Below are 15,072 nucleotides of genomic sequence, written 5' to 3'. Positions count from 1 at the left end.
GCTTTATCACGCTTGTACTCTTCGGCTTTTACACCACAGGCACGCCTGTGATGCAAAAGGCATCGAGTATCGCGCGATTACTTAGCGATGACCTTACGGCCGCGGTAGTAACCGTCGGCAGTGATGTGGTGACGCAGGTGTTTTTCACCAGAAGTTTTGTCTACAGACAGGCTGGTGACTGCGGTCAGAGCGTCATGGGAACGACGCATGCCACGTTTGGAACGGGTTGGTTTATTCTGTTGTACGGCCATGGACCTTACTCCTCAATTACGGTTTATCCCTGCGTCCGCGGGGAAGACCTATTACTTACGCTTTAAGCTGGCTAATACGGCAAATGGGTTTGGCTTTTGCGCTTCATCAGGCAGTTCGCCAAAGACCATGTCCGCCTCGGACACTTCACAGTGTTCAGAATCATGCACCGGAACTACCGGCAAGGCGAGGATGATTTCATCTTCAACCGTCGCCAGCAGATCGATTTCGCCGAATTCGTTTACCTCAATCGGCTCATACGCTTCCGGCAGTGCTTCAGCCTGCTCGTCGGAACGGACAGGGCTAAAACAATACGTTGTGTGAACCTGATGGGTAAACGGTTTCCCGCAACGCTGGCATTCGAGCGACACCGTAACGACCGCATCGCCGGTTAAAACGGCGAGACGCTGGTTATCGATAGCGAACGACATGGAGCATTCCACATCACTGTCCACACTGACTACAGATTCGGCAACGCGCTCAACCTGATCGGGGGTATAGATACCCTGGTAATCAAGGCGTTTTTGAGCGGTACGAACCGGATCAAGAGTCAGGGGTAATTTTACCTTTTGCATAGGGCGCGCATATTAACTTCGTAACGTCATATAGTCAAAGAAAAAGGCAGCCTACGGTTGCCTTTTGCCAATAATTCGCACACATTGCGGGTTACAGACTTATTTTCGCTCAAGACGAGTCAGTATGACAGGCTTGAAGACCGAAGAGCATAGTTTAAGATGGCTCTCATCATTACGCTATATCTGAGGGAAAAAATATGCCCCGTCTCATCCTTGCGTCTACCTCTCCCTGGCGTCGCGCGCTGCTGGAAAAGCTGACGATTCCTTTCGAATGCGCCGCGCCGGATGTTGATGAAACCCCCATGCCGGGCGAAGCGCCGCGTCAGTTGGTGCTGCGGCTGGCGCAGGCGAAGGCGCAATCGCTCGCCGCGCGTTTCCCGAATCATTTGATTATTGGCTCCGACCAAATTTGTGTTCTGGACGGCGAAATCACCGGCAAACCGCTGACGGAAGAAAAAGCGCGTCAGCAATTAGCCAAAGCCAGCGGAAATATTGTGACGTTTTATACCGGACTGGCACTGTATAACTCCGCCTCCGGGCAATTACAAACCGAAGTGGAGCCTTTTGACGTTCATTTTCGCCATTTAAGCGAAGCGGAAATAGACGACTATGTCCGTAAAGAGCATCCGCTGCACTGCGCGGGAAGTTTTAAAAGCGAAGGTTTAGGCATTGCATTATTTGAGCGCTTAGAGGGCCGCGATCCGAACACGCTGATCGGCTTGCCGCTTATTGCCCTGTGCCAGATGCTGCGACGGGAGGGCTTCAACCCGCTACAGCAGTAAACGGCCTACTCTGTAGGCTTTTCAAATACCCCTAAAAGCCGTTTCTGCACGTGTTGGTAGTTATCTCCCGTTTATTGGGGAGCAGTTTCGACCGCTTCCAGTTCTAACCAACTGGAAAGCGCTTGTTGTGAACAATTTAGCGCCTGCCGATCTTCACTCTCTTCGTGCGGGCCCGTTTCCTGGTCAATCCATTCACCGACCAGAAAAAAAGCATTGGCATTACGAACCGATGTACGGTGCGTTTTATCCCATAGGGTATCAACAGCGGTATACGTGCGCGTTAATGAATTCCCCATCTCAGTTCAGTTTTGTAAAAACACATGTTCTCAATACTCGCCTGACGCGCTCTACGGCGTCAAAAGCGGCTTACGAACTTATTCTCGCGAGCAACTCTCAGGACGTTTACTGTCCTGAAACCTTCCCCTTGCGACTCGTTAAATTCCATCTCGCGATGAGTTTACGCCCCCCTAACATTGCTTCACCTCACGACACATTCCTTTAATTAACGCCGCCAGCATCAGCCGCATCTTGTTGACTATTTATAAATTCAACCATCTGCTGCGTAAGATGGTTTATATCATTCTGCGTAATGAAAAAATTAACTTGTTGATCCTGAAAGTGTTCTTTTGCTGCCAGGTCGGCAAAAACCGCTTTTCCATTCGTTTCAAAGCGGACTTTATTTCCCTGTTTTTGCAGAAACTCGCCCATTGCGACCAGTTGGTCGAGCCGCTTTCCGCGCAGAAAATAATAGCGAGTCATCGTCTCATCCAGCGGTGTTACGGTTTTATTCCACGCAGCGTCAAAGACAGGCTTCACATCAGAGGGGAGCTTTAAAGCAGAATATTTTTTTCTGTTTTCACTACTCACATTTTTCAACCGAAGGATAAATCGATTGTTTACGTCACGAGCCACACGTAGCTCGTTCAGGAAAACCAGATTATCACGCTCAGACTGGATAACACCGGTGATCTTATCCTCCTGGCCGGTCTCATACACCACAGCAAAGATTTGCCCGTAGGCAGTTAATAGTACATCGTAGTCATCGGCGTAATGACCAAAAGCCTGACGTTGGGCTGGCGTCAACTCACAGACGCCCACCACGGGAGACGTAATGATTTGCGTATTCAAATACTCAACGAAAGCCCGTCGTGAACTATCGCCCTTCCCTTCGCAACCGGCCAACATCGCGATAACGAACGGCACGATAAAGTATTTTCCCCAACGCTGAGTAAATGAGCGCATCCAGCTAGTATTGGCCATCTGTTCGTCCTTAAACACGCCGAAATCCGGATCGCAAGAATAAACAGTGCACAACGGTAAAAATGCGTCGGATACAGCAAAACAAAAATATTATGAGAAAAGTGAGATTCGGGCAGATAACCTGCCCGAAAGAGGAACTATTTTGTGTTACGCAGCACCTGCAGACAGCGCTTCAGGGCGTTATCCATTGGCGCTTCAATGCGCATGACTTCGCCCGTTCCCGGATGCGTGAACTTCAGCGCCGCGGCGTGCAGAAAGAGACGTTTAAGACCGGTTCCCGCTTCGGTAAGCTGTTGATCAAACTCACGGTCGCCGTAGCGATCGTCGAACGCAATAGGGTGACCGGCATATTGGGTATGTACGCGAATCTGATGCGTACGGCCCGTGACCGGGCTACAGCGCACCAGCGTGGCGAAGGCATAGCGCTCTTCCACCTTGAAGCGCGTTTCTGACGGTTTGCCTTCCTGGCTCACGCGAACAATGCGTTCGCCACTTTGCAGAATGTTCTTTAATAATGGCGCCTGTACGGTTTTAACGTGCGATTGCCACTGGCCGCGCACCAGCGCCAGATAATCTTTCTGCATTCCCTTTTCGCGCAGTTGCTCATGCAGCGAACGCAGCGCGGAGCGTTTTTTCGCCACCAACAGCACGCCGGAGGTATCGCGGTCAAGACGATGCACCAGTTCCAGGAATCGCGCTTCCGGACGCAACGCCCGCAGCCCTTCGATGACGCCAAAACTTAACCCGCTCCCGCCGTGTACGGCGGTGCCGGAAGGCTTATTCAGCACCAGAATATGGTCGTCTTCATACAAAATGACGTCCGCCAACGCCGCCACTTTTTGCAAATGCGGCGACACGGCCTCTTCTTCGCGTTCAGCAACGCGAACCGGCGGAATGCGGACTTTATCACCCGCTTCCAGTTTGTATTCCGGTTTAATGCGTTTTTTGTTCACCCGCACCTCGCCTTTACGCAAGATGCGATAAATCATACTTTTTGGTACCCCTTTCAGTTGGGTGCGCAAAAAGTTATCAATGCGTTGCCCCGCTTCGTCAGCGGCGATAGCAACAATTTTTACGGATGGCGTTTCTGTTTTCATGGGGGGCGATTCTAAATAGCCTGTGAGATTCGCGCCACACATTTTTCTATGCTTATAGAGACGTCTACGCCAGTGGATGAACATTTTTCACTGCGGTTTTGCTGGTTATTAAAGCGATTGGCTCGCGCTGGTGAAAAAACTGTGAGTAAGCGGGTGATAAATGGTAAAAGTCATCTTGCTATAACAAGGTTAGCAGTGGAATAATGATGCGGTTTCCGCACCGAAACTTGTTAAAACAAAAAGTTTAGCGGAATAACCCATTTTGTCTGACCGATCATCAACGCAGCAATGGCGTAAGACGTATTGATTTTTCAGACAGTTAGCGGGCTGCGGGTTGCAGTCCTTACCGGTAGATAGGATCTTCTCTGGAGAGTAATGCCCAGGCTGCTTCCCTGATAATTGCGCTGTGTTTCCGTATGAAATACAGGCAACCGACACTCTGCGCCTCTTTGAGCTGACGATAACCGTGAGGTTGGCGACGCGAAATAGTCACGAGGCCATCGGTTCATGCCCGGTAAGGCGTCACCATGCCCGCAGCTTAGTCGTCAACGTAAGAATAATGAGTAAGTTACGATGAAAAGAATGTTAATCAACGCGACTCAGCAGGAAGAGTTGCGCGTCGCCCTTGTAGATGGGCAGCGTCTGTACGATCTGGATATAGAAAGCCCCGGACACGAGCAGAAAAAAGCGAACATCTATAAAGGCAAAATTACCCGTATTGAACCGAGCCTGGAAGCGGCTTTTGTTGATTACGGCGCAGAACGCCACGGTTTCCTCCCGTTAAAAGAAATTGCCCGCGAATATTTCCCCGCTAACTACAGCGCTCATGGTCGCCCGAACATTAAAGACGTGTTACGCGAAGGCCAGGAAGTCATTGTTCAAATCGATAAAGAAGAGCGCGGCAACAAAGGCGCGGCGTTAACCACCTTTATCAGTCTGGCGGGCAGCTACCTGGTACTGATGCCGAATAACCCGCGCGCGGGTGGTATTTCCCGTCGCATTGAAGGCGACGATCGTACCGAGTTAAAAGAAGCGTTGGCCAGCCTGGAACTTCCTGAAGGGATGGGGCTTATCGTGCGTACCGCGGGCGTGGGTAAATCCGCCGAAGCGTTGCAGTGGGATTTAAGCTTCCGCCTGAAACACTGGGAGGCCATTCAGAAAGCCGCTGAAAGCCGTCCCGCGCCGTTCCTGATCCATCAGGAAAGCAACGTCATCGTACGCGCGTTTCGCGACTATCTGCGTCAGGATATCGGTGAAATCCTGATCGACAATCCAAAAGTGATGGAAATGGCGCGTCAGCATATCGCCGCGTTGGGCCGCCCGGATTTTAGCAGCAAAATTAAGCTGTACACCGGTGAAATCCCGTTGTTCAGCCATTACCAGATCGAATCGCAGATCGAGTCAGCGTTCCAGCGTGAAGTGCGCCTGCCCTCCGGCGGCTCCATCGTCATTGACAGTACCGAAGCGTTAACCGCCATCGATATCAACTCCGCCCGCGCGACTCGCGGCGGCGATATCGAAGAAACCGCGTTCAACACCAATCTCGAAGCGGCCGATGAGATTGCCCGTCAGTTGCGTCTGCGCGACCTGGGCGGCCTGATCGTTATCGACTTTATCGATATGACGCCGGTACGTCACCAGCGCGCGGTAGAAAACCGTCTGCGTGAAGCGGTACGTCAGGACCGGGCGCGTATTCAGATTAGCCATATTTCCCGCTTCGGCCTGCTCGAAATGTCTCGTCAGCGCCTGAGCCCGTCGCTGGGCGAATCCAGCCATCACGTGTGTCCGCGCTGTAGCGGTACCGGCACCGTGCGCGATAACGAATCTCTGTCGCTGTCCATTCTGCGCCTGATTGAAGAAGAAGCGCTGAAAGAGAATACGCAGGAAGTCCATGCCATTGTTCCGGTGCCGATCGCCTCTTATCTGCTTAACGAAAAACGGACGGCAGTGAACGCTATTGAGACGCGTCAGGATGGCGTCCGCTGTGTCATCGTCCCGAACGATCAGATGGAAACGCCGCACTATTCCGTGCTGCGCGTACGCAAAGGGGAAGAAACGCCGACCCTGAGCTACATGCTGCCGAAACTGCACGAAGAAGCGATGGCGCTGCCTTCTGAAGAAGAGTACGCCGAGCGTAAACGCCCGGAACAGCCTGCGCTGGCGACATTCGCTATGCCAGATGTGCCTCCGGCGCCGACGCCTGTCGAACCGGCGGTTAGCGTCGCCACGGCGAAAAAGGATAATGTTGCCGCCGCGCAGCCTGCCCAGCCGGGTCTGTTTAGCCGCTTCCTTAACGCGCTGAAACAACTGTTCAGTGGTGAAGAAACGAAAGCCGTCGAAACAGCCGCGCCGAAAGCGGAAGAAAAAGCGGAGCGTCAGCAGGATCGTCGCAAGCCACGGCAGAACAACCGTCGCGATCGTAACGAACGCCGCGACACCCGTGATAACCGTGCCGGACGTGACGGCGGCGAGAGCCGCGACGATAATCGTCGTAACCGTCGCCAGGCGCAGCAGCAAAATGCGGAAGCGCGCGATACCCGCCAGCAGGAAACGGCGGAAAAAGTGAAAACCGGCGATGAGCAGCAACAGACGCCGCGTCGCGAACGCAGCCGCCGCCGCAATGATGACAAGCGCCAGGCGCAGCAGGAAGTAAAAGCGCTTAACCGCGAAGAACAGCCTGTCCAGGAGACCGAGCAGGAAGAACGCGTTCAGCAGGTTCAGCCGCGCCGCAAGCAGCGTCAGCTTAATCAGAAAGTCCGCTTTACCAACAGCGCAATGGTTGAAACGGTTGACACGCCGGTCGTCGTCGACGAACCACGCCCGGTTGAAAACGTTGAACAGCCCGTTCCAGCGCCGCGTACCGAGCTGGCGAAAGTTGATTTACCTGTCGTCGCCGATATCGCGCCGGAGCAGGATGATAGCGTAGAACCTCGCGATAATACCGGTATGCCGCGTCGCTCCCGCCGTTCTCCGCGCCACCTGCGCGTAAGCGGTCAGCGTCGCCGTCGCTATCGTGACGAGCGCTACCCGACACAATCGCCGATGCCGTTAACCGTCGCCTGCGCGTCGCCGGAAATGGCGTCCGGTAAAGTCTGGATCCGCTACCCGATTGTCCGTCCTCAGGAAACGCAGGTTGTTGAAGAGCAGCGTGAAGCAGATCTGGCGCTGCCACAATCGGTTGTCGCTGAACAGCAGGTTATCGCTGCGACCGTAGCGCTCGAACCACAAGCGTCGGTACAGGCAGTAGAAAACGTTGCCGTTGAGCCGCAGACCGTCGCCGAACCACAGACGTCGGAAGTCGTCGAAGTCGAGACAACGCATCCGGAAGTCATTGCCGCGCCGGTTGATGAACAGCCGCAACTGATTGCCGAAAGCGATACGCCGGAAGCGCAAGAGGTTATTGCTGACGCCGAACCGGTAGCAGAAACCGCCGACGCGTCCATTACGGTGGCTGAAAACGTAGCTGATGTTGTCGTTGTCGAGCCAGAAGAAGAGACAAAAGCGGAAGCGGCTGTTGTGGAGCACACGGCAGAAGAAACCGTTATCGCACCGGCCCAGGTGGTGGAAAAACCGCAGGACGTTGTCTGCGTTGACGATCATAACCACGCCAGCGCGCCGATGACGCGTGCGCCAGCGCCGGAATATGTGCCGGAAACCCCGCACCATAGCGACTGGCAGCGCCCTTCCTTCCACTTTGAAGGTAAAGGCGCAGCAGGCGGACACAGCGCCACACGTCACGCCAGCGCCCCGGCGACACGCCCACAGCCGGTAGAATGATGTAAATGCTGATACAAAGCCGACCGCCAGGTCGGCTTTTTTATGCCCCTTACAGGGCGATGCCTCACCCCATGGCGTCTTTTAGTCACTCCAGGCGTTTATGAGATCGGGCGGGATAATACGTACGGATGGCGTCGCTACGGGCGCGACAATATGACCACTAACTCAATGACGACTAAAAAAATGCCCGCGCCGGGGTGGATGGCGCGGGCAGACAAAACATATCCAGTTTCGTGATATGTTTCAAAAAGAGGTGTTACCGGTTCAACTGGAAAAGCGACATTCCCTGCATGTCGGTAAACGTTTTATAGGACGCCTGTAATGCCGCCTGTTGCATGACGTAGGAAGAAATGACCGAGTTCCAGTCCACATCTACCAGGTTGCTCATCTGCAACTTCTGTCCCAGCGCACGGTCGCTTCCCAGTGAATCCAGCGTACTGAGTTCGCTCAGTTGCGTTCCCAGTTCCGCACGAACGGTCAGGACGTTATTAAGCGAATTTTTTAAGCCGCGATTGGTTTTATCAATGGCGGCAGCGGCTTTTTCTTTTTCCACGTCATTGCCTTCCACCGGGGTCTTGAGCGCGGCAATTGCCGTATCGAGCATGACAAACAGATTCTTTTCGGAGTCCGAGCCATCCGGTTCCGGCACCGCATTGCTGGTGATGCTATTAAAAATTTGCGCTCCCGTATGGCCAATTACCATCGTGCGTGCGGAATCCACCTGCTGGGTAACACTTTTCTCGCCGCCATGATAACCACCTGTCGCCTGGTCGAATGGCGCCGCTTCCGTTTTATACCCGGCAAAGATATAGCGACCATTGCCGTCAGTGCTGTTTGCCAGGTTCATCAGCTGATCGCGGATCCCCTGTAAATCCGTCGCCAGCGACGCGCGGTCATCGTCGCTTAACGTGCCGTTTCCGGCATAGACGATTTTTTCCTGCGCGGTTTGAATCGCCGTCGTCACCTGACTGAGTACGCTTTCTTCCAGCGACACTTTTTGGGTGGCAAACGTACGCGCCAGGGCATACTGGCTATTCTGCGCCTGCGCCTGAGAGAGTACTACCGCCTGCGACGCGGCGATCGGATCGTCAGATGGGTTGGTAACGCGCTTACCGGTAGACATCTGCTCGCCCAGCTTCATCCATTCGGCCTGAGAATTAGTGATGCCGCTCATATTTTGTTCGTACATCATCTGGGTACTGATACGCATGTCATCCTTCTCCTTTAGCGAATATTCAATAACGCATCAAACAGCGCATTCGCGGTCTGCAATACTTGCGCATTCGCCAGATAATACTGCTGATAACGCTGCAAATTGCCGTACTCTTCGTCGAGGTTAACGCCGGAAACCGACTGTTGCTGTTTATAAAGCTGTTTAACCACATTCGCCTGCGTGGTGCTGCTGGTTTTCAGCGTTGACGTTTTGTTACCCACATCGCTGACCAACGTGGCGTAAGCATCGTTAAAAGTTTTGTTGCCGCCCACTACATTGCTGTTTTGTAAGTCCAGCAATGCCTGACCATTGCGGTTATCGCTGTCGCCGGTATCCACGTCAGGATCGAGTTTTGACTCAGACGCCATCGCAATCTCGGCTTCATTCGTCACTTTAACGTTCATGTCGACGATAGCATTGCTGACCGGCTTGAGAAGAAAACTGTCGTTTTTCTGTGCGCCGGTCCCTACCGTCACTTTCAGACCGTCAATCTCCAGTTTTCCGTCAGCATCTTTTGTCGCCGTGAAGGTGGTGTTATCCGCAGTGCGAGTAACCTGCCAGTCTGTACCGTCAAAAACAATCTTATAATCCGTTGCCTGAACCTTCGTGCTGTCGACCACCTTAGCGGTTAGCGATACCGTTTTATCGGCATTATTACTGTTGCTATATACCACCGGCGAGCCAATGCTAAAGAAGTCTTTCCCTTTATTGCCGTCGGCGTCATAACCTTTGGTATGCTGCGCGTTAAACGCATCGGCAAACGCCAACGCCAACTGGCCCAGCGTATTACGAGTCTGATCCAGATCCTGAGAACGGAACGTCAGTAGCCCGCCGAGCGAACCGGTGTTCAGCAACTTTTCCGGAATTTCGATGTTACCGGCGGCCTCATCGACATAAGCGACAGTCGTTCGCGTCGGGTCGGCGCTGGAGGGAACCGCCGCCAACTGACGCGCCGTCGACCCCTGCACCAGCGTATAGCCATTGGCCATCGTCAGGTTATAGGTGCCGCCGTCCTGTACACTCACCTCGACGCCAACGATCTTGTTAAGCTCGCTGACCAACTGATCACGCTGATCGAGCAGGTCGTTCGGCGATGCGCCCGCGCCTACGCCCGTCATACGGGAGATTTGATCGTTCAGGTTAGCTATCTGCTTCGCGTAATTGTTGATTTGCGCCACGCTGGAGCCAATCGCGATATTGACCTGTTTATCCTGATCGCGCAGATACTGATCGGTGGTTTTGAACTGGTTTACCAGCCCTTCCGCTTTACCAATCAGCGCCTGACGCGCCGCAGGATCTTCCGCATTACTGACTAACGTTTGCAGGCTGGTAAAAAAACTCTGCAACGAACCAGACAGTGAGCTGGATTTATCGGCCAGCAGGTTGTCGATTTTCGACATCTGTTCATAGCGCGTGGTCAAGCCGCTGCTCTGGTTTTGCGCGCCGCGTAGCTGATTAGTGATAAACGCATCATATTCGCGCTGTACGCCTGAAACGTAAACGCCATTACCTATCCAGCCGCCAGCCCCTAACGTACTGTTTGCCTGCGCCAGAATAGTTGTCTGCCGGGTATAACCCGCAACGTTATAATTGTTGATGTTATTACTGACCGTATTTAACGCGGCCTGCGCGGCGTTAAGTCCGCTCATGGCGTGATTAATCAAGCTGGACATGATGGTTCCTTTTAATCCTTCAATACTCGTTGTTATCGGCAGCGACTACGTGGACTTGAGCAATTTAAAAGAGATTGTCGAGATTCGCGCTGTAGGTTTTGCTGACCTTTTCACTCATCGCTTTCAACTGCTGAATCATGCTGGTCAATTTACGCGCGTAATTCGGGTCAGTGGCGTATCCGGCGTTTTGCAGAGCCACTGCGCCCTGCTCTGCCGTGGCGGCAGTGGTCACGGCAGCGTAGCGTGGGTTACGCGTTAACAGCGCGACATAATCCGATAATGCCTCCAGATACGAGCTATAGACGCGGAATTTCGCTTTCACTTTTTTCGCTTCGCCATTCTCGTATTCAGTGGTGGTGATTTCCGTCACCGGCCCTTTCCAACTGGCGGTCGCTTTCACGCCAAATACGTTATAGCTGGGTTCGCCATTCTCCCGCAGGATTTGCCGTTGCCCCCAGCCGGACTCCAGCGCCGCCTGCGCCAGAATCAGATGATGCGGCACCCCGCTTTGTTCGCTGGCCAGCCTCGCCGGGAGCGAAAGCCGGGCCAGAAAGTCTTTACTGTCGCCGGAGAGCGGCGCATCGCTGCTGTCCGGCGTTTTCGGTATGGCTTTGCGCACCAGTTGGGTCAGCGCCTGATTTTGATAACTGTTTACCGTCTCCAGGGAGAATTTAAGCGGTACTTGCGGCGCATCATCCGCAGGCATCGTCTGCCCGCCCGTCATCTGTTTAACCATCATATCCGCCAGCCCCAATCCCTTACCGGCGGTCATCTGCTGGGCGATCTGTTGGTCATACATGCTGGTATACAGACGCGTCTGATCGCTGCTGAATAAACCATCTTTGGGTAAAGCCTCGCGCATACTTTTCAGCATCATCTGCACAAACATCCCTTCCACCTGACGGGCCACAGGACGGATATTCGCCGCCGGGTCCTGGCCCGCTTTCGCTTTCAGTTCGTTCAGAGATTGCGCATCCCAGGCCGCGCTGGCCAGCAATTTACCGTCTCCGATCATCAGATGATTTCCAGTTTGGCGCGTAGACAGCCCGCGCTCTGCATGGACTGCAAAATCGACATCAGGTCCATCGGCGTCGCGCCAAGCGCATTCAGCGCGCGCACTACGCTGTTCAGATTGGCGCTGGAACGCACGCTCTGTAGCGATCCGCCGCTCTGACGCAAATCTATCTGAGTCTGTGGCGTCACCACGGTCTGCCCGCCGCCAAATGGCGTATTCGGCTGGTTGACGTTGAGCTGGCGATTGACTGTCACTGACAAATTGCCCTGCGCCACAGCGCAGCTATCCAGCGTGACTTCCCGATTCATGACCAGCGAACCGGTACGCGAGTTGATCACGACTTTTGCATCCTGCGGCGTCACGTTGACTTCCATATTTTGAATGTCCGCCAGAAAACGCACCTGCGAGCTGTTGCCGCTGGGCACGCGCACCTGTACCGTTCGCGCATCAAGCGCAGTGGCGCTGCCGTAACCGCGGGCGCGGTTGATGGCGTCGGTAATTTGCTGCGCCATCGTAAAATCTTCGTCGTTCAATTGCAGATTAATGGTGTTGCCAGCGCCGAACTGAGTCGGCAACTCGCGTTCGATAATCGCGCCATTAGTGATGCGCCCGCCATTAAGCTGGTTAACCTGCACGCTACTGCCGCCTGCGGAAGCGCCCGAGCCGCCGACCAGAATATTGCCCTGCGCCAGAGCATACACCTGGCTGTCCACCCCTTTTAACGGCGTCATTAATAACGTCCCGCCACGCAGACTTTTAGCGTTCCCCATTGAGGAAACGACGACATCGATCGTTTGTCCCTGTCGCGCAAAAGGCGGATACGACGCCGTCACCATCACCGCCGCCACGTTTTTCAACTGCATGTTGGTGCCGGTGGGGACCGTAATCCCCAGTTGTGACAGCATGTTATTCAGCGTCTGGGTGGTAAATGGCGTCTGGGTCGTCTGGTCGCCCGTACCGTCCAGCCCGACCACCAGCCCGTAGCCGATCAGCGAGTTTTCCCGTACTCCCTGGACACTGGTCAGATCCCGGATACGCTCGGCGTGCGCCAGAGTGGCAACCAGTGCCAGAACGATTCCTGCAAGAGCTTTAAACACATACACCTCGCTTACATCGGCGACAAATTAAGGAAGAAACGTTGCAGCCAGCCCATATTTTGCGCTTCGTTAATATAGCCGTTCCCGACATATTCAATCCGCGCATCCGCCACCTGTGTCGAGGGAACAGAGTTGCTGCCGCTGATGGTGCGTGGATTTACCACGCCGGAGAAGCGGATGAATTCCGTTCCCTGATTAATCGCGATCTGTTTTTCCCCCACGACGTGTAAATTGCCATTGGCCAGAACCTGATCGACGGTCACGGTCAGCGTGCCGCTAAAGGTATTGCTGGCATTCGCGCCGCCTTTGCCGTTAAAAGAGTTGCCGCCGGAGGCCTCCATATCCGCGCGGGAATTACCGAATAATCCCTGCAGATAACGCGGTACCGTATCAAAACCAAAACTGGTTTTGCCGTCGCGACTGGCATTTGCCGACGAGCTTTTACTGGCGCTGACGTTTTCCTGTAACACAATCGTGAGCGTATCGCCGATATTACGCGGTCGACGATCTTCAAAAAGCGGCTGATAGCCATAATTAATCGGCTGCGCAGACTGAAATATGGAGCCATTCGCCACCGGTACCGGGCCAGGTATCGGCTGCGCCGTGGTCGCCCCCTGCACAAGCGGTTTAGCGGGTATCCAGGCGCATCCTGTCAGCGTCGCGACCATCAGGGCCATAACTGGGTAAGCGTGAAGCGCGTATTTTTGCATTACCTTCATCTTCAAAATCAGGGAGCCGGTGGCGTATCCCCCACCGGCGGCCCCTTAGAGTTGCGTCAGTTTCTGCAGCATCTGATCGGTCGTCGATACTGCTTTACTGTTAATTTCATAGGCGCGTTGAACCTGAATCATGTTCACCAGCTCTTCCGCCACGTTAACGTTCGACGTTTCGACATACCCTTGATACAACAACCCCGCGCCGTTGAGCCCCGGCGTGCTTTCGTTCGGCGCGCCGGACGATTGCGTTTCGATATAGAGGTTCTCGCCAATGCTTTCCAGCCCGGTGTCGTTCATAAAGGTGGTCAGGTTAAGCTGCCCGACCTGAACCGGCGCGGCCTGCCCCTGCTGGGTCACGCTGACCACGCCGTCGCGGCCAATCGTGATGCTTAACGCGTTGGCCGGAATGGTGATTGCCGGCTGCACCTGAAAACCGCCCGCCGTCACCAGTTGACCATTCTGATCCACCTGGAAAGAGCCGTCGCGGGTATAGGCAGACGTACCGTCCGGCAGCATGACCTGGAAAAAGCCCTGCCCTTTAATCGCCACATCTTTACTGTTGTTGGTCTGCGACAGGTTCCCCTGACTGTGCAGACGCTCCGTGGCGACCGGACGCACGCCGGTACCGATTTGCAGCCCTGAAGGCAGCGTCGTCTGCTCGGACGACTGCGCGCCCGGCTGGCGGATGGTCTGATACAACAGATCTTCAAATACCGCGCGCTGACGCTTAAAACCATTGGTGCTGACGTTTGCCAGGTTATTGGCAATCACATCCATATTGGTTTGCTGCGCGTCCAGACCGGTTTTGGCGATCCATAATGAACTGATCATAAAATGTCCTGTATTAACTCATCGACAGCAGTTGGTTAGCTCGCCCTTCGTTCTCATCTACGCTGGTGATAACCTTCATCTGCATTTCAAAACGACGTGCGTTGGCGATCATGTCGGTCATGGCTTCAACCGGCTTGACGTTACTGCCCTCCAGCACGCCCGACATAATGCGAATTGACGGGTCGGCGGCCAGTACCGCCCCGCGTTCAGCCTGTGCCTCGGCGGTAAGGCGGAATAAACCGTCATCGCTCCGCTGCACCTCATTGCCTTCCGCTTTGACCAGCTTCAGTCGCCCAACGGGCGCCACCGTGTTTGGCGGGTCGCCGGGATTGAGCGCGGAGATCGTGCCGTCTGCCGCAATGGTGATTTCCGACCCTTCAGGAACGGTAATCGGGCCGCCTTCGCCGATAACCGGATGTCCCTGAATGGTTAACTGCCCGGTCGGACCCACCTGGATATTCCCGTTACGGGTATATCCTTCAGCGCCATCCGCCGCTTGCACTACCAGCCAGCCGTCCTGCTGTAACGCGACATCCAGCGGACGGGAGGTGTAGTCCAACTGACCCGGGGTCATATCCGCCCCGGGCGTCGACGCCGTAACCAGCGTGCGCGTTGCTAAAGAGAGGCCATCAACGGGCACCGCGCGTAGCGCGTTAAGCTGCGCGCGAAAGCCCGGCGTTGAGGCATTAGCCAGGTTGCTGGCCGTTACCGCCTGCTGGTTAAGCGTCTGGCTGGCCGCCCCCATAGCGGTATAAATTGCGTGATCCATTAAGCTATCCCGTCAGGC

14 protein-coding genes are annotated in these 15,072 nt (G+C 54.5%); 2 read left to right on the top strand and 12 right to left on the bottom strand.

Annotated features, from left to right (window positions below; genetic code table 11):
• Positions 1-77: 77 nt before the first annotated feature.
• The gene (gene rpmF / locus ACFK9X_RS10200; protein ID WP_000290727.1) at positions 78-251 is read right to left on the bottom strand and encodes a 50S ribosomal protein L32; all 174 of its coding nucleotides are present in this window, start codon (positions 249-251) and stop codon (positions 78-80) included.
• Between the two features lie 51 nt (positions 252-302).
• Positions 303-824, bottom strand: a complete 522-nt coding sequence (gene yceD, locus ACFK9X_RS10195; RefSeq protein ID WP_001174492.1) for a 23S rRNA accumulation protein YceD — start codon at positions 822-824, stop codon at positions 303-305.
• A gap of 197 nt (positions 825-1,021) precedes the next feature.
• Between yceD and ACFK9X_RS10190 the strand changes: the two genes are divergently transcribed.
• On the top strand, positions 1,022-1,606 hold the full coding sequence (locus ACFK9X_RS10190) for a nucleoside triphosphate pyrophosphatase (protein WP_001137607.1): 585 nt from the start codon (positions 1,022-1,024) through the stop codon (positions 1,604-1,606).
• A 71-nt stretch (positions 1,607-1,677) separates the two neighbouring features.
• Here the strand turns inward: ACFK9X_RS10190 and ACFK9X_RS10185 are convergent, their stop codons facing one another.
• The 3 genes from ACFK9X_RS10185 to rluC all read right to left on the bottom strand — a co-directional run bounded on the left by ACFK9X_RS10185 (position 1,678) and on the right by rluC (position 3,963).
• Positions 1,678-1,902, bottom strand: coding sequence for a hypothetical protein (locus tag ACFK9X_RS10185; protein ID WP_000528428.1), 225 nt, complete (start codon positions 1,900-1,902; stop codon positions 1,678-1,680).
• Positions 1,903-2,104: 202 nt separating this feature from the next.
• Positions 2,105-2,848: a DUF3053 domain-containing protein gene (locus ACFK9X_RS10180; RefSeq protein ID WP_151117930.1), complete on the bottom strand. Its 744-nt coding sequence runs from the start codon at positions 2,846-2,848 to the stop codon at positions 2,105-2,107.
• Between the two features lie 155 nt (positions 2,849-3,003).
• Positions 3,004-3,963: a 23S rRNA pseudouridine(955/2504/2580) synthase RluC gene (gene rluC, locus ACFK9X_RS10175; RefSeq protein WP_151116322.1), complete on the bottom strand. Its 960-nt coding sequence runs from the start codon at positions 3,961-3,963 to the stop codon at positions 3,004-3,006.
• Positions 3,964-4,536: 573 nt separating this feature from the next.
• On the opposite strand from rluC, the gene rne reads away from it, so the two are divergent.
• Entirely contained in the window at positions 4,537-7,740 is a 3,204-nt protein-coding gene (gene rne / locus ACFK9X_RS10170; protein ID WP_151116320.1) for a ribonuclease E, read from the top strand.
• A 256-nt stretch (positions 7,741-7,996) separates the two neighbouring features.
• Here rne and flgL read toward each other — a convergent pair whose 3' ends face one another.
• The 7 genes from flgL to ACFK9X_RS10135 form a co-directional block, all read right to left on the bottom strand.
• Positions 7,997-8,950 carry a flagellar hook-associated protein FlgL gene (gene flgL / locus ACFK9X_RS10165; RefSeq protein ID WP_001223032.1) on the bottom strand — a complete coding sequence of 318 codons (954 nt, stop codon included), beginning with the start codon at positions 8,948-8,950 and terminating at the stop codon, positions 7,997-7,999.
• A gap of 14 nt (positions 8,951-8,964) precedes the next feature.
• Positions 8,965-10,626, bottom strand: coding sequence for a flagellar hook-associated protein FlgK (gene flgK, locus ACFK9X_RS10160; protein WP_000096425.1), 1,662 nt, complete (start codon positions 10,624-10,626; stop codon positions 8,965-8,967).
• Between the two features lie 64 nt (positions 10,627-10,690).
• A complete protein-coding gene (gene flgJ, locus ACFK9X_RS10155; protein WP_000578685.1) occupies positions 10,691-11,641 on the bottom strand; it encodes a flagellar assembly peptidoglycan hydrolase FlgJ in 951 nt (316 codons plus the stop codon).
• Positions 11,641-12,738: a flagellar basal body P-ring protein FlgI gene (locus ACFK9X_RS10150; RefSeq protein WP_151116318.1), complete on the bottom strand. Its 1,098-nt coding sequence runs from the start codon at positions 12,736-12,738 to the stop codon at positions 11,641-11,643. The genes flgJ and ACFK9X_RS10150 overlap by 1 nt, the downstream gene beginning before the upstream one ends.
• Positions 12,739-12,749: 11 nt before the next feature.
• Complete coding sequence (flgH, locus tag ACFK9X_RS10145) at positions 12,750-13,448, bottom strand: flagellar basal body L-ring protein FlgH (RefSeq protein WP_001174897.1); 699 nt, start codon at positions 13,446-13,448, stop codon at positions 12,750-12,752.
• 54 nt (positions 13,449-13,502) lie between these two features.
• Entirely contained in the window at positions 13,503-14,285 is a 783-nt protein-coding gene (gene flgG / locus ACFK9X_RS10140; protein ID WP_000625851.1) for a flagellar basal-body rod protein FlgG, read from the bottom strand.
• 13 nt (positions 14,286-14,298) lie between these two features.
• Complete coding sequence (locus ACFK9X_RS10135; RefSeq protein ID WP_000349278.1) at positions 14,299-15,054, bottom strand: flagellar basal body rod protein FlgF; 756 nt, start codon at positions 15,052-15,054, stop codon at positions 14,299-14,301.
• Between the last annotated feature and the right edge of the window lie 18 nt (positions 15,055-15,072).

It is taken from the genome of Salmonella sp. WC3, assembly GCF_042932255.1.
Taxonomy (GTDB): Bacteria; Pseudomonadota; Gammaproteobacteria; order Enterobacterales; family Enterobacteriaceae; genus Salmonella; species Salmonella enterica.
This window is presented reverse-complemented; position numbering and strand designations above follow the sequence as displayed.